Source organism: Microbacterium sp. CCNWLW41, from assembly GCF_037083505.1.
The window spans coordinates 664,203-689,775 of the sequence record NZ_JBAOJP010000002.1; the positions used below are offsets into that span (position 1 = coordinate 664,203).

General features: G+C 71.4%; 22 protein-coding genes and 1 riboswitch. Of the genes, 16 read left to right on the forward strand and 6 right to left on the reverse strand.

Annotated features, from left to right (window positions below; genetic code table 11):
* The first annotated feature begins 13 nt into the window (after positions 1-13).
* The 6 genes from hemQ (at position 14) to V6R91_RS10970 (ending at position 5,647) form a co-directional block, all read left to right on the forward strand.
* On the forward strand, positions 14-724 hold the full coding sequence (gene hemQ / locus V6R91_RS10945) for a hydrogen peroxide-dependent heme synthase (RefSeq protein WP_067250404.1): 711 nt from the start codon (positions 14-16) through the stop codon (positions 722-724).
* A 7-nt stretch (positions 725-731) separates the two neighbouring features.
* Positions 732-1,751 carry a hydroxymethylbilane synthase gene (gene hemC, locus V6R91_RS10950; RefSeq protein WP_231819723.1) on the forward strand — a complete coding sequence of 340 codons (1,020 nt, stop codon included), beginning with the start codon at positions 732-734 and terminating at the stop codon, positions 1,749-1,751.
* A gap of 2 nt (positions 1,752-1,753) precedes the next feature.
* A complete protein-coding gene (locus V6R91_RS10955; RefSeq protein WP_372449942.1) occupies positions 1,754-2,545 on the forward strand; it encodes a uroporphyrinogen-III synthase in 792 nt (263 codons plus the stop codon).
* The gene (hemB, locus tag V6R91_RS10960; RefSeq protein WP_067250413.1) at positions 2,542-3,534 is read left to right on the forward strand and encodes a porphobilinogen synthase; all 993 of its coding nucleotides are present in this window, start codon (positions 2,542-2,544) and stop codon (positions 3,532-3,534) included. Before V6R91_RS10955 ends, hemB begins: the two co-directional genes overlap by 4 nt.
* A gap of 69 nt (positions 3,535-3,603) precedes the next feature.
* Entirely contained in the window at positions 3,604-4,926 is a 1,323-nt protein-coding gene (gene hemL / locus V6R91_RS10965; protein WP_231819724.1) for a glutamate-1-semialdehyde 2,1-aminomutase, read from the forward strand.
* Between the two features lie 268 nt (positions 4,927-5,194).
* Positions 5,195-5,647, forward strand: coding sequence for a hypothetical protein (locus V6R91_RS10970; RefSeq protein ID WP_067250842.1), 453 nt, complete (start codon positions 5,195-5,197; stop codon positions 5,645-5,647).
* Positions 5,648-5,747: 100 nt separating this feature from the next.
* Here V6R91_RS10970 and V6R91_RS10975 read toward each other — a convergent pair whose 3' ends face one another.
* Positions 5,748-8,357: an ATP-binding cassette domain-containing protein gene (locus tag V6R91_RS10975; RefSeq protein ID WP_336395440.1), complete on the reverse strand. Its 2,610-nt coding sequence runs from the start codon at positions 8,355-8,357 to the stop codon at positions 5,748-5,750.
* 143 nt (positions 8,358-8,500) lie between these two features.
* On the opposite strand from V6R91_RS10975, the gene V6R91_RS10980 reads away from it, so the two are divergent.
* The 5 genes from V6R91_RS10980 to V6R91_RS11000 all read left to right on the forward strand — a co-directional run bounded on the left by V6R91_RS10980 (position 8,501) and on the right by V6R91_RS11000 (position 14,432).
* A complete protein-coding gene (locus V6R91_RS10980; RefSeq protein ID WP_378820791.1) occupies positions 8,501-9,592 on the forward strand; it encodes an enoyl-CoA hydratase/isomerase family protein in 1,092 nt (363 codons plus the stop codon).
* Positions 9,593-9,729: 137 nt separating this feature from the next.
* Positions 9,730-9,981, forward strand: coding sequence for a hypothetical protein (locus V6R91_RS10985; RefSeq protein ID WP_336395442.1), 252 nt, complete (start codon positions 9,730-9,732; stop codon positions 9,979-9,981).
* A gap of 74 nt (positions 9,982-10,055) precedes the next feature.
* Entirely contained in the window at positions 10,056-10,205 is a 150-nt protein-coding gene (locus tag V6R91_RS10990; RefSeq protein ID WP_336395443.1) for a hypothetical protein, read from the forward strand.
* 205 nt (positions 10,206-10,410) lie between these two features.
* Complete coding sequence (locus V6R91_RS10995; protein WP_067250107.1) at positions 10,411-12,138, forward strand: ABC transporter ATP-binding protein; 1,728 nt, start codon at positions 10,411-10,413, stop codon at positions 12,136-12,138.
* Positions 12,135-14,432, forward strand: a complete 2,298-nt coding sequence (locus V6R91_RS11000; RefSeq protein WP_336395444.1) for an ABC transporter ATP-binding protein — start codon at positions 12,135-12,137, stop codon at positions 14,430-14,432. Before V6R91_RS10995 ends, V6R91_RS11000 begins: the two co-directional genes overlap by 4 nt.
* Before the next feature lie 210 nt (positions 14,433-14,642).
* On the opposite strand, the gene V6R91_RS11005 is transcribed toward V6R91_RS11000, so the two are convergent.
* Complete coding sequence (locus V6R91_RS11005; RefSeq protein WP_336395445.1) at positions 14,643-16,187, reverse strand: D-alanyl-D-alanine carboxypeptidase family protein; 1,545 nt, start codon at positions 16,185-16,187, stop codon at positions 14,643-14,645.
* A gap of 134 nt (positions 16,188-16,321) precedes the next feature.
* Positions 16,322-16,431: riboswitch (TPP riboswitch) on the forward strand.
* Between V6R91_RS11005 and V6R91_RS11010 the strand changes: the two genes are divergently transcribed.
* From V6R91_RS11010 to V6R91_RS11020, 3 genes are all read left to right on the forward strand, one after another.
* Positions 16,424-17,056, forward strand: a complete 633-nt coding sequence (locus V6R91_RS11010) for an ECF transporter S component (RefSeq protein WP_271061171.1) — start codon at positions 16,424-16,426, stop codon at positions 17,054-17,056. It overlaps the preceding riboswitch by 8 nt.
* Before the next feature lies 1 nt (position 17,057).
* Positions 17,058-18,530, forward strand: a complete 1,473-nt coding sequence (locus V6R91_RS11015; protein WP_336395446.1) for an ABC transporter ATP-binding protein — start codon at positions 17,058-17,060, stop codon at positions 18,528-18,530.
* Positions 18,527-19,351, forward strand: a complete 825-nt coding sequence (locus tag V6R91_RS11020; protein WP_336395447.1) for an energy-coupling factor transporter transmembrane component T family protein — start codon at positions 18,527-18,529, stop codon at positions 19,349-19,351. The genes V6R91_RS11015 and V6R91_RS11020 overlap by 4 nt, the downstream gene beginning before the upstream one ends.
* An 18-nt stretch (positions 19,352-19,369) precedes the next feature.
* Here V6R91_RS11020 and V6R91_RS11025 read toward each other — a convergent pair whose 3' ends face one another.
* From V6R91_RS11025 to V6R91_RS11035, 3 genes are all read right to left on the reverse strand, one after another.
* Entirely contained in the window at positions 19,370-19,615 is a 246-nt protein-coding gene (locus V6R91_RS11025; RefSeq protein ID WP_336395448.1) for a hypothetical protein, read from the reverse strand.
* A 269-nt stretch (positions 19,616-19,884) separates the two neighbouring features.
* The gene (locus V6R91_RS11030; protein WP_336395449.1) at positions 19,885-20,655 is read right to left on the reverse strand and encodes a hypothetical protein; all 771 of its coding nucleotides are present in this window, start codon (positions 20,653-20,655) and stop codon (positions 19,885-19,887) included.
* Positions 20,656-20,869: 214 nt separating this feature from the next.
* Entirely contained in the window at positions 20,870-21,484 is a 615-nt protein-coding gene (locus tag V6R91_RS11035; protein ID WP_336395450.1) for a TetR/AcrR family transcriptional regulator, read from the reverse strand.
* Positions 21,485-21,705: 221 nt separating this feature from the next.
* Between V6R91_RS11035 and V6R91_RS11040 the strand changes: the two genes are divergently transcribed.
* Positions 21,706-23,016, forward strand: coding sequence for an MFS transporter (locus tag V6R91_RS11040; protein ID WP_067245236.1), 1,311 nt, complete (start codon positions 21,706-21,708; stop codon positions 23,014-23,016).
* Positions 23,017-23,043: 27 nt separating this feature from the next.
* Positions 23,044-24,804 carry a glycoside hydrolase family 3 protein gene (locus tag V6R91_RS11045; RefSeq protein WP_219085406.1) on the forward strand — a complete coding sequence of 587 codons (1,761 nt, stop codon included), beginning with the start codon at positions 23,044-23,046 and terminating at the stop codon, positions 24,802-24,804.
* Positions 24,805-24,814: 10 nt separating this feature from the next.
* Here V6R91_RS11045 and V6R91_RS11050 read toward each other — a convergent pair whose 3' ends face one another.
* Positions 24,815-25,552: an aminoglycoside 3'-phosphotransferase gene (locus V6R91_RS11050; RefSeq protein ID WP_336395451.1), complete on the reverse strand. Its 738-nt coding sequence runs from the start codon at positions 25,550-25,552 to the stop codon at positions 24,815-24,817.
* Positions 25,553-25,573: the final 21 nt, after the last annotated feature.

Below are 25,573 nucleotides of genomic sequence, written 5' to 3' on the forward strand. Positions count from 1 at the left end.
GCAGACTGGGACCATGTCCGAACCCGTCGTCCCCACCCCGTCCGAGTCCGTCGACAGCGCCGAGGCATCGCCCTCGGGCTTCACCCTGTGGGCGGTGTGGCGCCGGAACCCCGACGCCCCGGTGACGGAGACCGACGCCACGGAGCTGGAGGACATCGTCTCCCACATCGAGGCCGGGGGCGTCAGCGTCCGCGGCTTCTACGACGTCTCCGGGCTCAAGGCCGACGCGGACCTCATGGTCTGGCTGCACGGCGCCACCGCCGAGGAGCTCCAGCGGGATCTGCGGCGGCTCCGTCGGACCGAGCTCCTGCGCTCCCTGCTGCCGGTGTGGAACGTGATGGGGGTGCACCGCGACGCGGAGTTCAACCGCGCGCACGTCCCCGGGTTCCTTCGCGGCGTCGAGCCGAAGGGATGGCTCTGCCTGTACCCGTTCGTGCGCACGCCGGAGTGGTACCTCATCGAGGAGGACGAGCGCCGGCAGATGCTGGCCGACCACGGACGCCGCGGCGCCGCCTTCCGTGGCGTCATCGCGAACACCGTGGCCGCCTTCGCGCTCGGCGACTACGAGTGGCTGCTGCCGCTGGAGGCTGACGACCCCACGGAGCTCGTGGACCTGATGCGCGACCTCCGCTACACCGACGCGCGTCGTTACGTGAAGGAGGAGGTGCCGTTCTACACCGGACGACGCCTGCGTCTGGACGAGATCGCGGACGTGCTGCAGTAGGCGCGACATGTCCGTCACGTCGAACGCCCAGACCCCGATCCGACTCGGCACCCGCCGCAGCGCACTGGCGCGCGCCCAGTCCGGTCACGTCGCCGCCGCGCTGAGCGAGGTCGCCGGCCGCCCGGTCGAGCTCGTCCCGATCGTCTCCGAAGGGGACACGAACCGCGCCTCGCTCTCCGAGATCGGCGGGATGGGCGTGTTCGCGACCGCCCTGCGGGAGGCGCTCCTGCGCGGTGAGTGCGATCTCCTCGTGCACTCGCTGAAGGACCTTCCCACCGCCGTGCCCGATGCGCTGCGGATCGCCGCGATCCCGCCGCGCGCCGACGCCCGGGACGTCGCGGTGACCCGGGACGGACGCCCGCTGCACGAGCTCCCCGCCGGCGCGACGGTCGGGACGGGCTCGCCGCGGCGGATCTCCCAAGTCCGGATCCGCGCCCCGCACGCCCGGGCGATCGACATCCGCGGCAACGTCGACTCCCGCCTCGCCCGGGTCTCGTCGGGGGAGCTCGACGCCGTGATCCTCGCCGCCGCCGGGCTCTCGCGGCTGGACGGCGATCCGCTCGGTCCTCTGCATGCGGAGCCGCTGGGCCTGGCCGAGTGGCCGACGGCACCGGGACAGGGGGCGCTCGCGGTCGAGACGGTGGCCGACGCTCCCGAGGACCTGCTCGCGGCGCTCGCCGCGCTCGACGACGAGGCGACGCGGATCGCGGTCACGGCGGAGCGCGCGACCCTCGCCGGACTGGAGGCGGGGTGCCAGGCGCCGATGGCCGTGCACGCGCAGGTGGAGGGCGAAGCGCTGCGGGTGCGCGCCGTCGTGTACGCGCCCGCCGACGGCTGGCGGATCGGGGTGGACGTCACCGAACCCCTGAACGGGGGGTATATTCATCAGAACGGCAGTGGCAATGGTGCGGACGCTGCCGGCGGCGCAGACCCGATCGCCGCGGCTCGCACGATCGGGTTGTCTGTTGCCCGTCGGTTGCTCGAACGTGGGGCGGCCGACCTCATTCCGCGAGACCATTCCCGATGATCATGACTGAATCGAACCAAGCCAAGCCGCTGACCGGCTGGCGCGTGCTGGTGCCGCGCGGCGGTCCCTGGGGTGACGGCGTCGCCGCGTCCCTGCGCGCCCAGGGCGCCGTCCCCGTCGTCGCCCCGCTCATCAACTTCGGCCCGACCACGGACCAGGAGACGCTGGACCGGGCCCTCGTCGACCTCGCGGAGGGCGCCTTCGACTGGCTGACCGTGACGAGCGCGACCACGGTCGACGTCCTCTTCGCGCACCGTGCGGTCATCCCCCCGGAGACGAAGGTCGCCGCGGTCGGCGAGACCACCGCGGCGGCGCTGCAGGCGGTCGGGTACAAGGTGGACCTCGTCCCCGAGAACGACAACTCCGCGGAGGGCATGGCGCAGCAGCTCATCGCCCTGGAGACCGAGCCGCGGCGGATCCTGACCCTGCGCAGCGAGATCGCGAAGCCGGTCCTCACGCGGTTGCTGATCAAGGCCGGGCATGACGTCTCCAGCGTCGTCGCCTACCGCACGGTCGGGGTCCCGGTCACCGAGCGGATCCTCCGGGACGTCGAGAACGGCCGGATCAACGCCATCCTGATCACCAGCGGCTCCGTCGCCGAGCAGGTGCGGGAGCAGTTCCCGAACATCCCGGAGACCACGCTGCTGGCGGCGATCGGACCCCGCACCGCCAAGGACGCCAAGCGCGCCGGGCTGCCGGTCTCCGTCGTCGCGGACCGGCAGACCGTGGACGCCCTCATCGAGGCGGTCTCGCACTTCACCCTCCCGCACGCGGCCGACGAGTTCGCGCCGTGACCGGTGCATCGTTCCCGCAGACGCGCCCGCGGCGGCTGCGGCAGACGCCCGCGCTGCGCGGGCTCGCCCGGGAGACCGATCTGCTCCCGCGGCACCTCGTGCTCCCTGCCTTCGTCCGTGAGGGGATCGCCGAGCCGGCGCCCATCTCCTCGATGCCCGGTGTCGTGCAGCACACGATCGAGTCGCTCCGCCGGACCGCGGCGACGGCGGCGGAGGCCGGCGTCTCCGGACTCATGCTCTTCGGCGTCCCCGCCGTGCGCGACGCCGTCGGCTCGGGCGCGGACGACCCGGACGGGATCCTGAACGTCGCGACGGCCGCCGTGGCCGCCGAGGTGGGCGACGCCCTCGTGGTGCAGACGGATCTGTGCCTGGACGAGTTCACCGACCACGGGCACTGCGGGGTCCTCGACGCCCGCGGCGCCATCGACAACGACGCGACGCTCGAGCGGTACACAGCGATGGCGCTCGCGCAGGCGCGTGCCGGCTCCGCCCTGCTCGGGCTGTCCGGGATGATGGACGGCCAGGTCGACGCGATCCGCCGAGCGCTCGACGCCGAGGGCTTCACCGACGTGCTGCTTCTGGGGTACGCGGCCAAGTACGCCAGCGCCTTCTACGGTCCCTTCCGGGAAGCCGTGGACTCGCAGCTCCAGGGCGACCGCCGCACGTACCAGCTGGACCCCGGGAACCGCCGCGAGGGCGTCCGCGAGGCCGTGATCGACGAGGCCGAAGGCGCCGACGTCGTGATGGTGAAGCCCGCCATGGCGTTCCTGGACGTGCTGCGCGAGGTCCGCGACGCCGTCTCGGTGCCCGTGTGGGCCTACCAGGTGTCCGGCGAGTACGCGATGATCGAGGCCGCGGCCGGCCACGGCTGGATCGACCGCCGCGCGGCGATCCTCGAGTCCCTGCTGTCGATCCGGCGGGCGGGGGCGGACGCCGTGCTCACGTACGCGGCGATCGAGGCGGCCGGCTGGATCCGCGCCGGCCGGTGACCCGGGGCGCCGCACCGAGGCCGCACCTCCCTGGACGCCTCGCATAGCCGCCCGCGGGAGGATGGACGCATGACCGATCGCAACGACGACCTCTTCGACGCCGCCCGTGCCGTCATCCCCGGCGGGGTCAACTCGCCCGTTCGCGCCTACGGCTCGGTCGGCGGGACACCCCGGTTCCTCGCGAGCGCCGAGGGAGCGACCGTGACGGACGCCGCGGGGCGCCGTTACGTGGATCTGGTCGCGTCGTGGGGGCCCGCCCTCCTCGGGCACGCGCATCCGGAGGTCGTCGCGGCGGTGCAGGAGGCCGCCGCGCGCGGGCTGTCGTTCGGCGCCCCCACCGAGGGGGAGGTGGAGCTCGCCACGCTGATCGCGGAGCGGGTCCGCGTCGGGGAGTCCCGGCCGGTGGAACGGGTCCGGCTCGTGTCGACCGGCACCGAGGCGACCATGACCGCGATCCGGCTCGCGCGCGGCGCCACCGGCCGTGATCTGCTGGTGAAGTTCGCGGGCCACTACCACGGTCACTCGGACGGGCTGCTCGCCGCGGCGGGATCCGGCGTCGCCACGCTCGCTCTCCCCGGATCGGCGGGCGTTCCGGCCCCCGTCGCGGCGCAGACCCTCGTGATCGACTACAACGACCCCGACGCCCTGGCCGCCGTCTTCGCCGAGCACGGGGAGCGGATCGCCGCCGTAATCGTCGAGGCCTCCGCCGCCAACATGGGCGTGGTCCCGCCCCTTCCGGGCTTCAACCGCCTGCTCGCCGAGACGGCTCACGCGCACGGCGCCCTGCTCATCCTCGACGAGGTGCTCACGGGGTTCCGCGTGCACCCGGCCGGCTTCTGGGGCCTGCAGCAGGAGGCAGGCGAACAGTATCTGCCGGACATCCTCACCTTCGGCAAGGTCGTCGGCGGCGGGATGCCGCTGGCCGCGCTCGGCGGGCGCGCAGAGGTCATGGATCTGCTGGCGCCGACCGGTCCGGTCTACCAGGCCGGGACGCTCTCCGGGAACCCCCTCTCGGTCGCGGCCGGGCTCGCGACGCTGCGCCTGGCGACCCCCGAGGCCTACGCGCGGGTGGACGCCGCCGCGGATCGGGTCGCGACGGCACTCGACCGCGCGCTCACGGCGGCGGGCGTCGTGCACGCGGTGCCTCGCGCCGGCAACCTGTTCGGCGTGGCGTTCGCCGCCGAGGGCCCCCGGGACTACGCGCAGGCGCAGGCCCAGGAGAGCCACCGCTACGCCCCGTTCTTCCATGCCATGCGCGAGCACGGGGTCGCGCTGCCGCCGAGCGTGTTCGAGGCCTGGTTCCTGACCGCGGCCCACGGCGAGCAGGAGCTCGCGGCGATCGAGGCGGCCCTTCCCGCCGCCGCCGAGGCCGCCGCGCGCGCCGCGGCCTGATCCGCACCGGCACGGGACCGGCACGGGATCCCGGCGGCGCCCGCCGTGCAGGCCGTTCCCGTTCTCGGCCGCCGCATCCGTCCCGATCCGCACATCTTGTCCCGATCCGCACGGCGTGCCGGCCCCTTCGTGTGCGGATCGGGACGGAGTGTGCAGATCGGGAGGCATGGGGCATGACGGAGGACCGGGCAGGACGCCGGACGGGATCGTTGTGGTCCTGTGAGCTTGTCTCCGAGACGCGTGGGGCTCGTTTTGGCAGACTTGAGCCATGGTGACGCTGCTGCTGGACCGGACCCGGCTCGAGGTGGAGCTCTCGCCCATCGAGCGCGCGGTCACGTTCCAGCGCGGGAACCTGCACATCGAGCGCTCCGCCATCACGAAGGTGCAGCTCACGGATGACGCGTGGACGTGGTTGCGCGGCATCCGCGCTCCCGGCACGCACATCCCCGGCGTCCTGGCCGCGGGAACGTGGCAGTCCGCGTCGGGCAAGGACTTCGTGCTGATCCGTCGTCGCCGCCCGAGCGTGGTCATCGACCTGGTCGGCGCGGAGTACGAGCGCCTGATCCTGACGACCCGTCATGGGCTGGCCCTCGCTCAGGCGCTGCGCCTGGACGTGTCGGAGGAGCTCGCCGAGGTCACCGAGATCGCCGCGACCGGTCCGGTCCGCGTGCCGGGGAAGGGGCGCGCGGGCAAGCCTGCCATCCGCCCCGCCGGCGCGTGAGGGCCCCGGGCGGACCCGGGATCTCCTGCCGCAGCATGAGAGGACGAAGAACGCGGCGAGCCGACCGGGGTCGGATCGCCGCGTTCGCGCGTCGCTGAGGTCAGTCCCGGGGGCGCTCGCCGTCCTCGGAGCCGTCGTGGCCTTCCTCGCCCTCGCCACGGTCGTGTGCGTCGGCGGCGTTCTGGTCGACCGTACCCTCGGACGCGTCGTCCGGCGTCGCGTCCGAGTGCTGTTCCTCGGACGTCTCGGCATCGTCGGCATCGTCGGCGGCCGGGACATCGGCGGCGTCGGCGGGGCGCTCGCCCTCCTCCGCGGTCGGAACCGTGTCGATCACGCCCGTGCTGGCGATCCGCCACGTGCGGCGTTCCTCGTCCGGCTCGGCGTCGCCGGGCGTGTAGGACGGAGCGTCCTCGGAGTAGTAGGCGCGGGCGGCAGCCGCGAGCGAGGCGCTGACCGCGGCGGCGCGCGGATCCTCGTCCTTGGTCACGTCGTCGGCGTCCTCGGGCTCGGATCCGTGCGATGCGTCCAGGACGACGGGGATCGCCTGGGTCTGGCCCTCGGTGAGCGAGCTGAAGATCTCGATGCCCGTGATCCCCGACGTCTCTGTCGGCGGCTCTTCGGCCGAGGTCGCGTCCTCGGCCGAGGCCTCGTCGTTGCGGGAAACCTCCACCTCGGAAGGGGCCTCGGGCGCGTCCTCGGAAGGGACATCTGCGGTGTCCGCCTCGGCGGCTGCGCGTCCATCCGCGCCGCCCTCCTCGGTGCCCCGCTCTTCCGCGTCGTCCGGGGCGTCGGCCTCGGCGTCCGCCGGGGCGTCGACCTCGGTCTCGGGCGCGTCCTCCGCCTCGGGTGCGTCGGTCTCCGACGATTCGGCGGGCACGGGAAGCGCGGTCGTGGGCGCCTCGTCACCTGACGCCGCGTCCGCCTGCGCCGAAGCGGGGACTCCGGAGATGAGCTCGTCGAACGTCGGCTCCGGTGCGGCGTCGGGAACCGAGATCGCCGCGGTCGCGAAGGGCAGCGGTCCGTCGGCGCGGTCGTCGTCCTGCTCGGACGGCGTCGTGATGTCGGCTCCGTCACCGGCGGACGCGGCGGACACGCCGAAGTCCGTGTCGGTGTCGATCGGTGCCGTCAGGGCGACGCCCGCGGCCACGGCGGAGTCCTCCGCGGTGTCACTCGCCGATGCGTCGTCCGGTGCCTCGTCCTCTGCCGTCGCGGCGTCGGCTGCCGTCTCCTCGGCGGCGTCGTTCTCGGTGTCCTCGGAAGCGGTGGGCTCCGCGTCCTCCGGGGACGCGGGGGTCTCGTCGTCCGTCGACTCGTCCGACGTGGAGTCGGCCTTCGACTCGTCCGCGACGACGTCGCCCGGCTCGTCGTCCGCGGCGTCCGTCGACTCGTCCGAGGCGGAGTCGCCCGTCGTCTCGTCGTCGGAGGCCGGAGCCTCCCCCTCGGCGAGGGGAGTCGCGAACGTCTCGTCCGGTGTCTCGTCCTCGGCGGCCGAGGCGGCGGCGTCGGCATCGGCGGGCTCGTCGCCCGCGTCCGCGTCCTCCGCCTGGGTGCGTGCGGCGCGACGGGTGCTCGGCTCGGAACCGCCCTCCGTCCCCAGCAGGCCGCCCGCGACGGCCGCGCCGGCGGCGGCCGCCCCGGCTCCGATCGCCGCGCCCGCCGAGACCGGGGACTCCGCGTCGCCGACGACGGGCAGCGCGGTCGTGGCGTCCGCCGCCCCGGTCAGGGCCGCCTCAGGAGCATCGTCGGGTGCGCCGGTGGCGCTCGTCCCTGCAGCGGCCGCGGCGGCGCTTGCCCGCGTCCCCCCGGCGACGGGGTCGCGGCGGCCGTGGACGAGGTCGAGGAAGACCTCCTCCAGCGTCGGTCCGCGCTGCTGCAGGGTGGTGAGAGCCAGGCCGGCCGATGCGGCCAGGGCTCCCACCGTCGCGGCGTCGGTGTCGTGCACCGTCAGGCCGGAGCGAAGCACGTCGTGCGACAGCCCCGACGCGCTCAGAGCGGCCGCCAGGGCGTCGCGGTCCTCGGCATCGACGACCACGGATCCCGTGGTCGGGTCCGAGAGCTTGCTCATGCTGTCCGCGTAGACGAGTCGACCCTTCGAGAGCACCAGGACGTCGTCCGCGATCTGCTCGATCTCGCTCAGGACATGAGAGGAGACGAGCACGGTGCGACCCTCGTCGGCGAGGCGGCGGATCAGCAGGCGCATCCAGCGGATGCCCTCGGGGTCGAGCCCGTTGGCGGGCTCGTCGAGAACGAGGGCGCCCGGGTCGCCGAGCAGCGCGTGCGCCACGCTGAGGCGCTGGCGCATGCCGAGGGAGTAGGCGCCGATGCGGGTCTCGGTCTCGTTCTGCAGCCCGACGAGCGCCAGGACCTCCGCCACTCTCGAGAGCGGGATGCCGTTGGCCTTCGCCGCGATGGTGAGCTGGCGGGTAGCCGTGCGCCGGGGCCGGTACGCCGTGTCCTCCATGACCGCGCCGACCGTGCGCAGCGGATGACGAAGCTCCGAGTACGCCTTGCCGCCGATGGTCGCGGTGCCGCTGGTGGCGCGGACCTGACCGAGGAGGATGCGCAGGGAGGTGGTCTTGCCCGCGCCGTTGGGCCCGAGGAACCCGGTGACGGTGCCGGGCGCGATCTGCGCGGACAGGTCGTCCACGGCTGTCAGCGCGCCGAAACGCTTCGTCACCCGGGAGAACTCGAGCAGCTGTCCGTCGGTCATCTGCGACCTCTCGTCGTCAGGGGCATTACCTCATCTATCTTGTCGGAAAGCACCTGGAAATGCTCATCGACCACGGGATATACCGCGCGCGCCGACGGTTCGCCGGTCTCCGGCGCCCGCGGTAACGTGGCACCGTGACCGCCATCGCCGACGCCTCCCCGTCCGCCGCCGCGCCCTCGCGGGTGATCGCGCGCACCGAAGGGGCCCTCGGCCGCCTCACCCTGAACCGTCCCGAGGCGCTCAACGCTCTCGACATCGGGATGATCCGGGAGATGCGCCGGACGCTGGACACCTGGCGCGAGGACAGCGACGTGCAGATCGTGCTCATCGACGGGGCCGGGGAGCGCGGTCTCTGCGCGGGCGGCGACGTCCGCGCCCTCTACGACTTCCTCACCACCGACCGCTTCGAGGACACGGTGGCGTTCTTCCGCGAGGAGTATGCGCTCGACGCCGAGATCGCCGAGTACCCGAAGCCGGTGGTCGCCATCGCGGACGGCATCACGATGGGCGGCGGCATCGGTATCGCCGGGCACGCAGCGATCCGCGTCGTCACGGAGCGCTCGAAGCTGGCGATGCCGGAGACCCGGATCGGGTTCACGCCCGATGTCGGCGGCACGCTGCTGCTCGGACGAGCCCCGGGCCGGCTCGGCGAGTACCTCGGGCTGACCGGCAGCACGATGAGCGGCGCAGACGCGCTGTACGCGGGCTTCGCGGATCACTACGTGCCCTCGGACCGGCTCGACGCGCTGCGCGAGGCGCTGGCGTTCCGTGCGGACCCGACCGGTCCGAGCGAGATCGTCCTGCTGTTCGACGAGACGCCGGACCCGTCGCCGCTGTCCGCGGCCAGGGGGTGGATCGACGAGGTGTTCGCCGGCGACTCCGTCGTGGAGATCCTCGCGCGGCTGCGCGCGGCGCCGCAGGTCGCCGGAGAAGGTCCGGATCCGGCGGGGGTCGCCGATCTGCTCGGAGAGCTGTCGCCGACGGCGCTCGCCGTCACGCTGGAAGCCGTCAGGGAGTCCCGCGCGATGGACGACCTCCGCCCGGCGCTCGAGGGCGAGTACCGGCGTGTGCTGTGGTTCGCCGCGCATCATCCCGATCTCGTCGAGGGGATCCGGGCGCAGCTGGTCGACAAGGATCGGAACCCCTCGTGGAATCCGGCGACGATCGGCGATCTCGGCGGCGACGCCGCCGCGCCCGCCCGCTCCCACGTGCCGCCGACGCCGCTCTGGGACTGACGCCCGTCGTCCTCCACCGCCGAGCCGTCGGGACCGGCTCCCCACAGATCCTGACGACGGCGGCCGCCGATCCTGTGCAGCGGGCGAGACTCCTTCTGGCGGGCCATCGGGCGGTCCGGCAGAATGAGGAGGTGTTCGTGTCGGCAGAGCTCTTCGGCGTGGTCCTCACCGGGCTGGCCGTCGTCGTGTCGATCGGCGCCGCGATGTTCGCGGGTTTCGCGTGGATGATCCGGCGGATGGACGACTCGGCGTCGAGCATCCGCTCCGAGATGGGGGCCGGGTTCGCCGCCGTGCGTTCCGAGATGAGCACCGGATTCGCCGAGGTGCGTTCGGAGATCGCCGTCGTCCGCGAGGATGTCGCGGTTCTGAGACGGATGTTGCGGTCCTGAAGGACGATGTCGCGGTCCTGAAGGAGGACGTGGCGGTCCTGAAGAACGATGTCGCGGTCCTGAAGGATGACGTGGTGGATCTGAAGACAGATGGCGCGGTTCTGAAGACGGACGTCGAGGTCCTGAGGATCGACGTGCGAGGCGTGAAGGACGAGCTCACCGAGGTGAAGATCTCGATCGCGCGCATCGAGGGGCCGCGACCTCATCTGGTCGTCGCTCGCTGAGGCCGCCTCGCGTTCTTCGATCCGGGCCAGAAATAGCGCCTGACCGCGGGATCGTTTCGCTGACAGCGAAGGGATCCGGGGAAGGGGTGTGTTTGTCCGACCCCCGTGGCACTCTATTGCCTGGCCTCTTCTCGCCCACTGGGGTGGCGAGGGTGGCCCTATCCCCCTTCCGTCAGGAAATCCGCTCCCACAAGGAAGTCCGCCTGTGCTCGGAAAACTCCTCGTCCGATATCTGTCCCGATACCGATGGCTGCTGCTCGGCGTGCTGGTGTTCCAGTTCGCGAGCGCGCTCGCCATGCTCTACCTTCCCTCGCTGAACGCCGACATCATCAACGAGGGCGTCGCCAAGGCCGACACCGGATTCATCTGGTCGCACGGCGTCTTCATGCTGGCCGTGTCGCTCGGCCAGATCGTCTCCTCGATCATCGCCACCTACTTCGCCGCCCGGGCGGCCATGGGACTGGGCCGGGACATCCGCGCCGACGTCTTCGCCCGCGTGAGCGGCTTCTCCGAGCGCGAGGTTTCGCGCTTCGGCGCCGGCTCCCTCATCACCCGAAACACGAACGACGTGCAGCAGGTGCAGATGCTCGCGATGATGGGCGCGACGATGTTCGTCACCGCGCCGCTGCTGGCCATCGGCGGCATCATCATGGCCGTGCGCCAGGACGTCGGCCTGAGCTGGCTGATCGCGGTCGCCGTGCCGGTGCTGCTGGTGCTCGCCGTGCTCGTGATCGGCCGGATGGTCCCGCTGTTCCGCAGCTACCAGAGCAAGCTCGACACCGTGAACCGCGTGATGCGGGAGCAGCTCACCGGCGTGCGCGTCGTGCGCGCCTTCGTGCGCGAGCGGATCGAGGAGGAGCGGTTCCGCGGAGCGAACACCGACATCATGGTCGTCGGCCGCAAGGTCGGCTCGCTGTTCGTGCTGCTCTTCCCGCTGTTCATGCTGATCCTGAACGTGACCGTGGTCGGCGTCATCTGGTTCGGCGGCATCGAGGTCAACGCGGGCAACGTCGAGGTCGGCACCCTCTTCGCCTTCATGCAGTACGTCGGCCAGATCATGGGCGGCGTCATCATGTCGAGCTTCATGGCGATGATGATCCCGCGCGCCGCGGTCTCGGCCGAGCGCGTGGGCGAGGTCCTGGACGCCGAGTCCAGCATGACCCGCCCGGTCGGCGGCGTGACGGAGTTCGCCGCCCCCGGTTCCGTGGCCTTCGACGGCGTCGAGTTCACCTACCCGGGTGCGGAGGCGCCGGTGCTCACCGGCATCAGCTTCGCGGCCGAGCCCGGTGACACGGTCGCGATCGTGGGGTCGACCGGCGCCGGGAAGACGACGCTCGTCTCGCTCATCCCGCGACTGTTCGACGTCACCGGAGGCAGCGTCTCCGTCGGTGGGACCGACGTCCGCGAGGCGGACGTCGACGCCCTCTGGGAGAGCATCGGGCTCGTGCCGCAGCGCCCGTTCCTGTTCACCGGGACGATCGCGTCGAACCTGCGCTTCGGCCGGGAGGACGCCACCGACGAGGAGCTCTGGAAGGCGCTGGAGATCGCGCAGGCGAAGGACTTCGTCTCCGAGATGCCCGACGGCCTGAACTCCCGCATCGCGCAGGGCGGCACGAACGTCTCCGGCGGCCAGCGCCAGCGGCTCGCGATCGCCCGCGCGATCGTGCACCGCCCGCGCGTGCTCGTCTTCGACGACTCCTTCTCCGCGCTGGATCTCACGACGGACGCCCGGCTGCGTCAGGCGCTGTGGCGCGAGCTGCCGGACGTCACGAAGATCGTGGTCGCCCAGCGCGTGTCCACCATCACCGACGCGGACCGGATCGTCGTCCTGGAGGGCGGCACCATGGTCGGCGTCGGCACGCACGAGGAACTGCTCGAGACCAATGACACCTATCGCGAGATCGTCGAGTCGCAGCTGGGGGTGGACGCATGAGCGCTGAGAACCAGGACAAGCCCATAAGCCGCCGCGAGCGCATCGCGGCCGCCCGGGCCGCGCGCACGGCCGGAGCCACGGCCACCGCGGAACGCGAGCTCACCGACGAGGAGAAGTACGAGGAGGAGCTCGCCGAGAAGGCGCGCCTGGACGGCGGGGGCATGTTCGACGGCCCGGCTCCCGGCAAGGCCGAGCGGTTCGGCCCGAACTTCGCTCGGATGCTCGGCCTGCTCAGGCCCTCCGCGGTCTGGCTGGTGATCGTCTCGATCCTCGGCGCCGTCGGCGTGGTCCTCATGGTGGCCGCCCCGAAGGTGCTCGGCGAGGCGACCAACCTCGTCTTCGAGGGCTTCGTCTCGAAGACCATGGGAGACAACGGCGTGCCCGCCGACCTGTCCCAGGACCAGGTCGTCGAGCTGCTGCGATCGCAGGGCCAGAACGAGTTCGCCAACATGGTCGCGGCCATGAAGGACTTCCAGGTCGGGGCGGGGATCGACTTCGATCGCCTGCGCTGGATCATCACCGCGGTCCTGGCGATCTACGTCGGCTCTGCGCTGCTGAGCTGGCTGCAGGGCTACGTCATCAACGTCATCATGGTGCGCACCATGTGGCGCCTGCGCGAGGACGTCGAGGCGAAGATCAACCGCCTGCCGCTGTCGTACTTCGACAAGGTGCAGCGCGGCGAGCTGATCTCGCGCGTCACGAACGACATCGACAACATCACCCAGACGATGCAACAGTCCTTGTCGGGAGCGCTGACCTCGATCCTGACGGTCGTGGGCGTGCTCGTGATGATGTTCTCGATCTCGTGGCAGCTCGCTCTCGTCACCCTCATCGCCCTGCCGCTGATGGGCATCATCTTCGGCGTGATCGGGCCCCGGTCGCAGAAGGCGTTCAGCGCGCAGTGGAAGAAGGTCGGCCGTCTCAACGCCCGCGTCGAGGAGGCCTTCTCCGGTCACGCGCTCGTCAAGGTCTACGGACGCGAGAAGGACGCGCTGGCGAAGTTCCAGGAGGAGAACGAGGAGCTGTACGAGTCGGCGTTCAAGGCGCAGTTCCTCTCCGGCATCATCATGCCGGCGATGCAGTTCGTCGGGAGCCTGACCTACGTCGGCATCGCGGTGCTCGGCGGACTCATGGTCGCCAGCGGGCAGATCCGTCTCGGCGACGTGCAGGCGTTCATCCAGTACGAGCAGCAGTTCACCCAGCCGCTGTCGGAGCTGGGCGGCATGGCCGCGGTCGTGCAGTCCGGAACCGCCTCCGCGGAGCGTGTGTTCCAGCTGCTGGACGCGGACGAGCAGGACCCGGACGACGAGGACGCGCCGACCGTCACCGGCGGCAAGGGCGTCATCGAGTTCGAGCACGTCGCGTTCTCGTACTCGCCGGACCGTCCGCTGATCACGGACCTGTCTTTCCGGGTGGAGCCGGGGCAGACCGTCGCGATCGTCGGGCCCACCGGCGCCGGGAAGACGACGCTGGTGAACCTCATCATGCGGTTCTACGAGCTCGACTCGGGCCGGATCCTGCTCGACGGGCAGGACATCGCCGAGCTGACGAGGGACGACCTGCGCTCGCGCACCGGTATGGTGCTGCAGGACCCGTGGCTGTTCGCGGGGACCATCCAGGAGAACATCCGCTACGGCAAGGCCACGGCCAGCGACGACGAGATCCTCGCGGCGGCGAAGGCGACGTACGTCGACCGGTTCGTGCACGCCCTCCCCGAGGGCTACGACACCGTCCTCGATGAGGACGCGTCGAACGTGTCGGCCGGCGAACGCCAGCTGATCACGATCGCGCGCGCCTTCGTGGCCCAGCCGTCGATCCTGATCCTGGACGAGGCGACGAGCGCGGTCGACACCCGCACCGAGCTGCTGCTGCAGCACGCCATGGCGGCGCTGCGGCAGGGGCGCACCTCGTTCGTGATCGCGCACCGACTCTCGACGATCCGCGATGCCGACCTCATCCTCGTGATGGAGCACGGCGACATCGTCGAGCAGGGAACCCACGACGAGCTGATCGCGGCCGAGGGCGCGTACTGGCGGCTCTACCAGTCGCAGTTCGAGCAGGCGGCGACCGATGTCGACGCCGAGGCCGCGCTCACCGCGTCGGTGCCGGTCGTGGTGACCGGCGAGGCGGCAGCGGAGGAGGCCACGGCGGCCGCGGACGCGGTGGCGGGCATCCCGGCGGCGGGCATGGCCTCCGTGCGGGCCGGCCTCTCCGCGCAGGAGGGCGTCCGCCCGGATGGGGCGACGCCCGACGGCCCGGAGCGCTCCGGGGATCAGGACGGCACGTCCGCCTGACCCGTCTGATCGCACGAAGGCCCGCACCGAGAGGTGCGGGCCTTCGTCGTCGATCCGCCTCCGCTCCGTCCGTGATGAGCGGGGGCGAGCAAGCGCCTCGGGCCGCCGCAGACGGCGGGTCGGGCGTCGGCGGTGTAGAGGAAGAGGAGGGGCCGAGGGGTGCTCGCGGCGCCCGCGGGCGCGCGGGTGTCTCCCCGGCGCGGCGGCGGATCAGTCGGCCGGGGCGAGACCGAACAGCTCGACGGGGTGCGTGAGGCGCCAGAGGAAGCCCGGGCCGGCGAGGTCCTCGCCGAGCTCCACGGGAACCTCCACCGTGTTCAGCGGGCCCTTCAGGGCGAGGGAGCCGGCCTCGCCCCCGGTGTCCCAGTCGTCGCCGAGCGCGAGACGGCTGGTCGCCGATGCGAGGGCGCCGTTCCACAGGACCACGCGGCCGTCCTCGGCGGCGACGAGCGGGGCCGTGGCCCCCCACCGGGTCTCGACCGTGCCGAGGACCGTGCCCCGGGTGACGGTCGGGGCCTGTGCGGACAGGGCCGCCTCGAGCTCGGAGTACAGCGTGCGGCTCACGTCGTAGCGGGAGTCGTCGTCGGGCTGGCCGAGCACCGAGGCGTACGCGCGGACCGTGGTCTCTCCGACGGGGATGTCCTTGGCGGTCAGGACGTTGTACAGGGTGTCGTCGCCGTCGCCGATGGTGCCCGTCTTCACACCGACGACGCCGGCGTCGGTGAGCAGCTTGTTCGAGTTCTGGACCAGGCCCGCTCCGGGGATCTCCGCGGCCGGCGTCGCGACGATCTCCGCCACGACGGGGTGGCTCAGCGCCTGGCGTCCGAGGTCGATGAGGGCCCGCGGCGTGGACTCGTTGCCGAACCCGAACCCCGAGGGATTCTGCAGAGAAATGCCGGAGATGTCGTGCACACGCAGCCACTGCTCGCCCGCGGCGACGAAGTCGGCGTCGGATCCCCAGATCTCGCGCGCCAGCCGGTCCGCATAGTTGTTCGCCGAACCCAGCAGGATGCCCTGGAGCAGCTGATACTCGGTGAGTGAGCCGTCCACGGGGACGTCGAGCGAGGACTGATCCGACTCGCGGTACCGCCAGTACTCCGCGCTGTCCTCCGCGGTGAAGGCGAACGACGGGCCCTGCTCGCCCGGTGCGAGGGGCAGCGCGTCCAGGGCGGCGAGCACCGTGACGAGCTTGGTGATGCTCGCCATGGGCACCTGCTCCTCGTCCGACGCTGCGGTGCCGATCCCATCCACGGCGAGGGCGGCGCTTCCGAAGACGGGCCAGGTGAGGGCAGCCGGATCGGCGGGGGCCGGCTCGAACGCGGCGGAGGAGACGGTCGGCGCGATCGCGGTCAGCGGCCACAGGGCAGTGGTCCCGGCATAGGCCGCGCCGAGGGTGACGAGGATTCCGAGCGGTGCCAGGACGGCGGCGCGGCGAGCCGGGCGCTGCGGTGCGCCGCTGAGCAGGTCGCCTCGCGCTCCGGCCGTGGCCGAGGATCCTGTCGCCGTCGAGGAGGCGAGACGCTCGATGTCGACCCACGACAGGGCGTCCGTCTCGGGCGCCGGGCCGTCGGCGAACCCGTCCGCCGGCGGGGCGGCGCGTTCAGAAGCGGGCGCGGCGAGGGCCACGGGCGCGGGGGCGTGGTCCGGCGTCGGGTCCGTCGCGTCGGCGTCCTCCCGGGTCACGGCGACCGCGGACGCCTCCTCGGGCGCCTCGGCGGGCGCGTTCGGGGTCGATCCGTGGTCGTTGTTCGTCACGGCATCTACCGTACCGGCCGGGCCCTGCGCGACCGCCGCGACGAGGGCGGGGCGTTTCGTCCCGCGGAGACCTGCACTGAGCGAGCGAAGCGAGTCGAAGTGTCGCTCAACGACCGGGGCGTCGCGGTAGGATGGGCGGACACCACGGGAGTCCGGCGAGCCGGGCTGAGAGGAAGCGATCCGCGCTTCGACCGTCGAACCTGATCCGGATCATGCCGGCGCAGGGAGGAGTCTCTATGAACACGTCCGCATCCGCCGTCGTCACTGCCACGGGGACGAGGAGCCTGCGCTGGCGGGTCGTCGACATCGTCGTCGCCGCCGTGCTCGGCGTCGCCCTCGGCCTCGTCTTCTGGGTCTGGAACACCGTCGGCTACGCCTGGTTCACCGCCGCCGACGGCCTCACGCCCGGTCTCGGCGGCATCGCCGTGGGGATCTGGCTGATCGGCGGCGTCGTCGGCGGCCTCGTGATCCGCAAGCCCGGCGCGGCGCTCGTCGTGGAGCTGGTGGCGGCCATCGTCTCGATGATGATCGGCAACGTCTGGGGCGTCTCCACAGTCCTGTCCGGACTCGTGCAGGGCCTCGGCGCCGAGCTCGTCTTCGCGCTCTTCCTCTACCGCCGCTTCACGCTGCCGGTCGCCGCACTCGCGGGCATCGGCGCGGGCGCCGCGGCGTGGGTCTTCGAGCTCTTCTACGGCAGCTCGCCCAACATCCTGAAGTCGGTCGAGTTCAACGCGATCTACCTGGGCTGCGTGGTCGTGTCCGGAGCGCTGCTGGCGGGGCTCGTCGGCTGGCTGCTGGTGCGCGCGCTGGCCGCGACGGGAGCGCTCAGCCGCTTCGCCGCGGGGCGCGAGCGGCGCCGCGAGGTCTGACGTGACGACGCCCGTACGGGTCGTCGCCGACGGCTGGGGGTGGCGCTACGCCGGACGGCGCCTGCCCGCGGTCCGCGACGTCTCGTTCACGATCGAGCCGGGCGAGCGCGTCCTGCTCCTCGGCGCCTCCGGGGCGGGCAAGTCGACGCTGCTCGCCGGGATGGCGGGGCTGCTCGGTGACGCCGACGAGGGCGAGCGCGCCGGTCTGCTGCACGTCGACGGCGCCGACCCGGAGCAGCGCCGCGGCCGCATCGGCCTGGTGCTCCAGGACCCGGACGCGGGCGTGGTCCTGTCGAAGGTCGGCGACGATGTCGCGTTCGGCTGCGAGAACCTGGGCGTTCCCGCCGCGAGCATCCCCGTCCGGGTGGCGCAGGCGCTCGACGCGGTCGGGCTCGACGTCCCGCTCGAGCGACCGACGGCGGCCCTCTCCGGCGGTCAGAAGCAGCGGCTGGCCCTGGCCGGCGCGCTCGCGATGCGCCCGGGACTGCTCCTGCTGGACGAGCCGACGGCCAACCTCGACCCGGACGGCGTCACCGGGATCCGTGCCAGCGTGGAAAGGGTCCTCGCCGAGACGGGGGCGACGGCCGTCATCGTGGAGCACCGCACGCCGGTGTGGGCGGACCTGATGACCCGCGTGATCGTGCTCGCCGCCGACGGGGGGCTGCTCGCCGACGGCCCACCCGCGGAGGTGTTCGCCCGCCACGGCGACGCGCTCGCGGCTGCGGGCGTCTGGATCCCGGGCCGTCCGACCGGCCTTGCGGCCCTGCCCGCCGCGGGTGAGGCGGACCCGGCGATCCTCAGGACCGTCGATCTCGCGGTGAGCAGGGACGGGCGTCGCCCGGTGCGGACCGGACTCGACCTCGCCGTCCCGGCCGGGGCGGCCACGGTGGTGACCGGCCCCAACGGGGCAGGCAAATCGACCCTCGCGCTCACCCTCGCCGGGCTCCTGCGCCCGCTCTCCGGCGAGGTCCTCGCGGACGAGGCGCTGCGCGGACGCAAGGGACTACAGCCGATCTCCTGGTCGTCGCGCGAGCTGCTGACCCGGATCGGGACGGTCTTCCAGGAGCCCGAGCACCAGTTCCTCACGCAGACCGTGCGCGACGAGCTCGCTGTCGGGCCGAAGGCGCTCGGATGGGACGCCGCTCGGATCGACACGGTGGTCGGCGAGCTCCTCGAACGGCTGCACCTCGCCCCGCTCGCCGCCGCCAACCCGTTCACCCTGTCCGGCGGTCAGAAGCGTCGGCTCTCGGTGGCGACCGCGCTCGCGGCGTCGCCCTCGGTCATCGTCCTCGACGAACCCACGTTCGGGCAGGACCGGCGGGGATGGATCGAGCTCGTCCGGCTCCTGCAGGAGCAGATTGCGCGCGGCACGTCGATCGTCGCGGTCACCCACGACGAGGCCGTGGTCGATCTGCTCGGCGGTCGCCGCGTCGACCTCGCCCGTGCCGATACGGGGCTCGGGAGGGCGGCATGACGGCACCGGTCCGCTCGCCACGTGACGTCGCGCTCCCGGTGCCGACGCCGGGGGAGGAGGCCCCGCGCGGCTGGATCTCCGGGGTCAACCCCGTCACCCGGATCCTCCTGGCCCTGGTGCTGTCGATCCCGCTGTTCGCGTCGATCGACGTCGTGAGCGGTCTCGTCGCGATCGGACTGCAGCTGCTGTGCGTCCCCCTGACCGGACTCTCCTACCGGACGGTGCTGACGCGGCTGTCGCTGCTCCTGCTCGTCGCCCCCGTCGCCGGCGTGAGCATGCTCCTCTACGCCGAGCCCGAGGGCCGGGTGTTCTGGACGTTCGGCGTCGCGGCGATCAGCGAGGGGTCGATACAGCTCGCGGTCGCGGTGAGCATCCGGGTGATCGCGCTCGGTCTGCCCACGATCCTGCTGTTCGGCCGGGCCGATCCCACGGAGCTGGCGGACGCGCTCGCGCAGGTCGCGCGCCTGCCCAGCCGGTTCGTGCTGGGAGTCCTCGCCGGGACCCGCATGCTCGGCCTGTTCGTGGATGACTGGCGGACCATGTCCCTGGCCCGGCGCGCCCGCGGTGTGGGGGACCGGGGGGTGATCCGCCGGGTCGCGTCGATGGCGTTCGTGCTGCTCGTGTTCGCGGTGCGCCGGGGCACCAAGCTGGCGATGGCGATGGAGGCGCGCGGGTTCGGGTCCGGGATCCCGCGGACCTGGTCGCGTCCGTCCCGCCTGTCCCTTCGCGATGCCGTCGCCCTCCTCGGCGGTCTCGCCATCATGGCGGCCGCGCTGGCCGCCGCGGTCGCGGCGGGGACGTTCCGCTTCATCTGGTCCTGACCGTGCCGGGTCCCGTCGTCAGGCGGGCGGGTCGAGGGGAACCGTCAGAAGCTCCTCGATCCGGCGGCGGACGGCGTGGTGGATTGATCGATGGGTGGATACCCTGATGCGATGGTGATCTGGCGACGGGTCGTTGATGCTGTTTCCTGGGTCGAGATCGACGTGCCAGACGCCGTCAGCGATGAAATGGCGGCCGGACGTGAGGCCCGACGACGCGACGGCAAGGTGAAAATGCTCACCCTCCGACCTGAGATCGGTCGGCACTCCCCAGTTTGGGACTCGGAAGGACCGCTTTCCGATCGCGATCTGGTTGGACTAGGCGTTTCGAGCGCCCTACGAGCTCGGCTTGCGAGTTGGCAGAGCGACTGGCAGGAGCACTTCGGCTTGAGCGCCACATGGGAGCACTCGGAGGCACATCGAAAATGGCTCCAGGAGGGCGAGGCCGTGTGGGACGATTTGCGTGCCGAAGTGTGGCTGAGAGCTGAAGTTCGAAGGGGGTTCTGAGATCCAATCAGGAACCCCCTTCGCATCCATCAGCAGGTGGCGTGTCGGGTGGGATATGTCGAGATCAGTTTGTCAGAGTTTGTGGCGAACGCTGCTACGGCTCTGAACTCGTATACGATCGTCCATGTCGATCCGTTCCATTCGACAAAGACCAGCTCGCCTACGGTGCACTTTGTATTGTTCGAAACTGGCCCGGCATAGGTCCAGAAGCGGATCGCGTTCCCGGCCCCTTCTGCCATGAGGTCATCCCAACCGTTCATCCCCTGGAGTTCTGGATTCCACCCGCGATCGCGGGCCGTGTTGTACTTTTCCTGCCAGTCTGCCTCGTGATTCAGCCGGATGTGTTTGTAGCCCCAAGTTGAGTTTCCGCACTTGAGCCTCACGTCTTGCCTGCCCCCATTGTAAGGATGTGAATACGAGGCGAAGACTTCCCCTTCGTTGTTCAGTGAGAAACAACTGACCCATTGATTGAAGTCGATCAGATATGGGGTGGCGGTTTCATTGGTGTTGCCATTCGGTTGTGCCGGTCCGTTGAGGTCAAGGGCATACCCGCCGAGCGGGATCAGCTCCCCTGTCGGCGTCCTCGTCATTGCAAGAACCTGCCCGGTGGGCGGGGCGGAGGTGATCGCGATATGAGCTGCGTCAACGTTTTGGCCGAATGACTCTTCTTCCAGCGAGGATGCTGCAGCTGTGGCCAGTTCTTCAGCGTTCGCCGAGTTGGACGCGAAGAGGGTGACGGTGGCGAGTATCGCCCCCGACGCTATTCCTGTGAGAAACATCCTCCCCAGTCGCGCCGTCATGGTTGTATACTGGTGTTCGGGTCGCATTTGGACCTCCTCGTCCGATTGCTATTCATTTTTGCCGTGCCCGATACACGCTAGCGGTTCCATCGTTATTGAGATGTCCCCTTTTCGGCGGACATTGCGTTGTGGAACCGCGGCGGCCGCGCTGGCCGCCGCGGTCGCGGCGGGGACGTTCCGCTTCATCTGGTCCTGACCGTGCCGGGTCCCGTCGTCAGGCGGGCGGGTCGAGGGGTACCGTCAGAAGCTCCTCGATCCGGCGGCGGACGGCGGCGGCCATGTCGACGGAGTCGGGATCCAGCAGCCACTGCAGCTGCAGACCGTCCATGATCGCGGTGAGCTCCGCGGCGGCCTGCTCCTCGTCCACGTGGGCGGCGAGGAACCCGGCGTCCCGAGCGCGGCGGAGAGCCGTCGCAGTGCCCTCGCGGATCCGCGCGTAGCGGCGGACGAAGTAGTCGTGCGCAGGGTGGTCGGGGGCGGCCGCTTCCGCGGACAGCACCGCGTAGAGCCCGATGATGCCGGGGACCTGGGTGTTGTGGCGCGCGAGGTCCACCATGCCCCGCAGCACGCCCAGGCCGTCGGAGCCGCGCGAGCCGTTACGGCGGAACCGCTCGCGGTCCTCGACGTCCCGGGTCTCCAGCACCGCCTCCATCAGCGACTCCTTGGTGGGGAAGTGGTGCGACAGGCCTGCGCGGGTGATGTCGCAGGCCTCGGCGATCTCCCGCATCGTGGCGCTGTTGAAGCCGACGCGACCGAACAGCTCGGTGGCGACGGCGATGATCTGCGCGCGGCGGGCGCGCCCCGTCGTGTATCCCCGTGTGGTGGTCATCCGCTCCCTCGTCGTCGGCTCTCCGGTCCCCGGAACACTGCAGCGGGCGCATCGATCCGTCGCGCACGGATCGGGGGAGATCCGTCGCCGAGCGTACCCGTCCTCAAAAACCTACACATGTGCAGGTATTCGTGCTAGCGTGCTATCGCCGCGAGGACGCGGCGGACCCTCGGCGCTCCCGGACACCCGGCCGGGAGCGCCCCCGACCCGAAGGACGGACGATGTCGTCGATCCCCTCCGACGCACCCGATGAGGTGCGTGCGCCCCTGACCGAGACGACCTTCGTCGCGACCGCGTCCGGCGAGGACGACCCGCCCCCGCCCGTGCGCGGCCTGCCGCGTCTGCTCGGATGGATCCTGCCGGCGAACTTCGCGATCTTCGTGATCTGGGGTGCGGTGCCCGGCATCCTGCTGCCCCACCAGATCGAACTGCTCTACCCGGACGAGAAGCAGAAGGTCGCCTACTTCGCGATCGTCGCCACGATCGGCGCGCTCTGCGCCATGATCGCGCAGCCGGCCGCAGGCCAGATCTCCGACCGCACACGGTCCAAGTACGGCCGGCGCGCACCCTGGATCCTCCTCGGGGCGCTGGCGGGCGGGCTGTCGCTCGTCGGTCTCGCGTTCGCGAACTCGCTCGTCGGGATCGTGATCGGATGGTGCCTGGTCCAGGTGTTCTACAACGTCGCGCAGGGACCGCTGTCGGCCGTCCTCCCGGACCGGGTGCCCGTCTCGCGTCGGGGGACGTTCGCCACGCTGTTCGGCATCGGGCTGATGGCGGGCGCTCTCGGGGGTCAGATCGTCGGCGCCATGCTGTTCGACAACCTCGTCATGGGGTACGTCTTCTTCGCCGCGTTCGCGCTCCTCGTGCTCACCCTCTTCGTCGTCTTCAACCCCGACCACCCCAGCACGAACTTCGCCCGGGAGCCGTTCCGCCTCGGCGACTTCCTGCGCACGTTCTGGGTGAACCCGGTCAAGCACCCGGACTTCTTCTGGGCCTTCACCGGCCGGCTGCTGCTCTACACCGGCTACTTCGGCGTCACCGGCTACCAGCTCTACATCCTCGGCGACTACCTGGGCGTCGAGAACCCGAACACCGTGATTCCGGTCCTCGGCATGGTCGGCCTCGTCGGCACGATCGTCGCCACCATCATCTCCGGCCCGCTGTCGGACCGGATCGGGCGTCGCAAGCCCTTCGTGTTCGGCTCGTCCGTCGTCATGGGCGTCGCGCTCGCGCTGCCGTGGATCTGGCCGACCTACACGTCGTGGCTCGTGATGACGGCGATCATCGGGTTCGGGTTCGGCATGTTCCAGGCCGTGGACACGGCGCTCATCAGCCAGGTGCTGCCGTCGGCGAAGTCCTTCGCGAAGGACCTCGGGGTCGTCAACATCGCCGCCACGCTGCCGCAGACCTTCGCTCCCGGCGTCGCCGGTGCGATCGTGCTCGTGTTCGGGTACGCCGGGCTGTTCCCGGTCGGGATCGTGCTGAGCATCCTGGGCGCGTTCTGCGTCTGGTTCATCAAGTCCGCGCGCTGACCCAGCGATCGAGTGAGGAGAACAGGAATGACACAGGACGAGGTGCGCTTCCCGTACCAGGATGCGGCGCTGCCGGTCGAGCAGCGGGTGGAGGACGTGTTGTCGCGCATGGACGCCGCCGACAAGGCGGGCATGCTCTTCCACACCATGGTCGCGTTCGGCGACCCGTCCGTCGGCAACCCGACGTTCGGGATCCCGTCGGCGGAGTCGATGGTGCGAAAGCGCCGGATGAACCACTTCAACATCCTCGGCGCCGCCCCGGACGGACGGGAGTTCGCCGCCTGGCACAACGCGCTGCAGCGCGTGGCGCGGGAGGACGGCCTCGGCATCCCCCTCACGTTCTCGACGGATCCGCGCCACGCGTTCAGCGACAACCCCCTCACCTCGATCCTCGCGGGGCCCTTCTCCCAGTGGCCGGAGACGCTGGGCTTCGCCGCGCTGCGCTCGCCGGAGCGGCTGCAGCGCTTCGGCGACATCGCGCGGCAGGAGTACCTCGCCGTCGGGCTGCGGGTGGCGCTGCACCCGCAGATCGACCTCGCCACGGAGCCGCGCTGGTCGCGCATCAACGGCACGTTCGGCGAGGACGCGGACCTCACCTCCGCGCTCGTCGTCGGCTACATCCGCGGCTTCCAGGGCGAAGAGCTCGGACCGGACTCCGTGGCGACCATGGTCAAGCACTTCCCCGGAGGCGGGCCGCAGCTCGACGGCGAGGATCCGCACTTCGAGTGGGGCAAGGAGCAGGTGTATCCGGGAGGAGCGCAGGAGTACCACCTCCGGCCGTTCATCGCTGCGATCGGCGCCGGCGCCACGCAGATGATGCCCTACTACGGCAAGCCCGTCGGCACCGATTGGGAGGAGGTCGGCTTCGGCTTCAACAAGGACGTCCTGACCGATCTGCTGCGCGACCGGCTCGGCTTCGAAGGCATCGTCTGCACGGACTGGGGCCTGCTCACCGACGCCGAGATCCTCGGCACGCCGATGCCGGCGCGGGCGTGGGGCCTGGAGCACCTGACCCGCCCGGAGCGGATGGTGAAGGCGCTCGACGCCGGCGTCGACCAGTTCGGCGGCGAGCTGTGCACCGATGTCCTCCTGGACCTCCTCGGAAGCGGTGCGGTCTCGGAGGAGCGTCTCGACGTCTCGGTCCGGCGGCTGCTGCGCGAGAAGTTCCGCCTCGGGCTCTTCGACGACCCGTTCGTGGACGAGGACCGCGCCGAGGCCGTGGTCGGCCGCGCGGACTTCGTCGAGGAGGGGCTCGCCGCGCAGAGCGACTCCCTCACGCTCCTGACGAACACCGACGCGATCCTGCCGTTGTCGCGGGGCGTCTCGGTCTACGCCGAGGGCGTGGACGCCGAGGTGCTCGGCGGGTTCGCCACGGTCGTGGCCACGCCCGAGGAGGCGGACGTCGCGATCCTGCGCATCAAGGCGCCGTTCGAGGACCGGGACCGCGGCGGGTTCTCCGCGATGTTCCACTCCGGGTCGTTGGAGTTCCCGGCCGAGGAGCACGCGCGTCTCACCCGGATCGCCGAGACGGTGCCGACCGTGATCGATGTCTACCTCGACCGCCCCGCCGTGCTCGGCGGCCTGGAGGAGTCCGCCCGCGCGGTGCTCGCCGACTACGGCGCGTCCGACCAGGCCGTGCTCGCGGTGCTGTTCGGCGACCGCGGTCCTCAGGGGGCGCTGCCGTTCGACCTGCCGAGGTCGGACGCCGCCGTCATCGCGAGTCGCTCCGACGTGGCGTTCGACACCGAGGACCCGACCTTCCGGTTCGGGCACGGCCTGCGTTACTGAGCCGGCGCGATCAGGTGGCGTTCCACAGATCGCGGTAGTACGCGAGCCGTTCCCGATCGGGCTCTGCGCCGTACGCCTCGATGAGCACGTCGTCCCACCCGGGGCCGTAGTTCCACTCCGTGCTCATCGAGGCGACCGCGATGTCGGCCCAGCGATCGGCCGCCCCGAGCGCGGCGAGGTCAACGTGCGCGGCCGGGCGTCCGTCCGGACCGATCAGCGTGTTCGGCATGCAGGCGTCCCCGTGGCAGACCACGAGCCGGTCGACGGCGGGCGGGGTCCGCAGCGCCTCGGGGACCACGAGCCCGCGCGCCGCCGCGTTCGCGATGCGGGCGGGGACCGTCCACTCCCAGGGGCACTCCGCGACGGGCAGCGCGTCGTGCATCGTGCGCAGCGCCTCCCCGACGGCGCGCACCGCGGTCTCGGGTTCGTCGGCCCAGCGCGGATCCACCGCGCTCAGCCCCTCGACCGCCGTCGTCACGAGCCACTCGTGCGTGTCGTCCTCGCCGTGCGCGAGGACGCGGGGGACCCGGATCCACGATCCCGCCCAGCGCATCCGCTCGGCCTCGTCGCGCATGGAGGACTCGGCGTTGCGTGGTCCCCACTTGACGTAGAAGGCCTCGCCGCCCGTCGGAGTCGCACGGAACGTGAGCCCGCCATAGTCGTTGCTCCACACGCAGACGAGCTCGGCGTCGCCGCCGAGGTCCCGGACGCGGTCGGGGATCGTGACGGGCTCGGACGGGATGGTCATGCCTCCATCCTGCCCGGTGGC

What these genes read in the sequence shown, in the direction of transcription:
- V6R91_RS11045 (WP_219085406.1), top strand. Translation starts at nt 23,044, where the DNA reads ATGACACAGGACGAGGTGCGCTTCCCGTACCAGGATGCGGCGCTGCCG.
- hemQ (WP_067250404.1), top strand. Translation starts at nt 14, where the DNA reads ATGTCCGAACCCGTCGTCCCCACCCCGTCCGAGTCCGTCGACAGCGCC.
- V6R91_RS11035 (WP_336395450.1), bottom strand. Translation starts at nt 21,484, where the DNA reads ATGACCACCACACGGGGATACACGACGGGGCGCGCCCGCCGCGCGCAG.
- V6R91_RS11010 (WP_271061171.1), top strand. Translation starts at nt 16,424, where the DNA reads ATGAACACGTCCGCATCCGCCGTCGTCACTGCCACGGGGACGAGGAGC.
- V6R91_RS11000 (WP_336395444.1), top strand. Translation starts at nt 12,135, where the DNA reads ATGAGCGCTGAGAACCAGGACAAGCCCATAAGCCGCCGCGAGCGCATC.
- V6R91_RS10975 (WP_336395440.1), bottom strand. Translation starts at nt 8,357, where the DNA reads ATGACCGACGGACAGCTGCTCGAGTTCTCCCGGGTGACGAAGCGTTTC.
- V6R91_RS11040 (WP_067245236.1), top strand. Translation starts at nt 21,706, where the DNA reads ATGTCGTCGATCCCCTCCGACGCACCCGATGAGGTGCGTGCGCCCCTG.
- V6R91_RS11050 (WP_336395451.1), bottom strand. Translation starts at nt 25,552, where the DNA reads ATGACCATCCCGTCCGAGCCCGTCACGATCCCCGACCGCGTCCGGGAC.
- V6R91_RS10970 (WP_067250842.1), top strand. Translation starts at nt 5,195, where the DNA reads ATGGTGACGCTGCTGCTGGACCGGACCCGGCTCGAGGTGGAGCTCTCG.
- V6R91_RS11030 (WP_336395449.1), bottom strand. Translation starts at nt 20,655, where the DNA reads ATGACGGCGCGACTGGGGAGGATGTTTCTCACAGGAATAGCGTCGGGG.
- hemC (WP_231819723.1), top strand. Translation starts at nt 732, where the DNA reads ATGTCCGTCACGTCGAACGCCCAGACCCCGATCCGACTCGGCACCCGC.
- V6R91_RS11020 (WP_336395447.1), top strand. Translation starts at nt 18,527, where the DNA reads ATGACGGCACCGGTCCGCTCGCCACGTGACGTCGCGCTCCCGGTGCCG.
- V6R91_RS10955 (WP_372449942.1), top strand. Translation starts at nt 1,754, where the DNA reads ATGACTGAATCGAACCAAGCCAAGCCGCTGACCGGCTGGCGCGTGCTG.
- hemL (WP_231819724.1), top strand. Translation starts at nt 3,604, where the DNA reads ATGACCGATCGCAACGACGACCTCTTCGACGCCGCCCGTGCCGTCATC.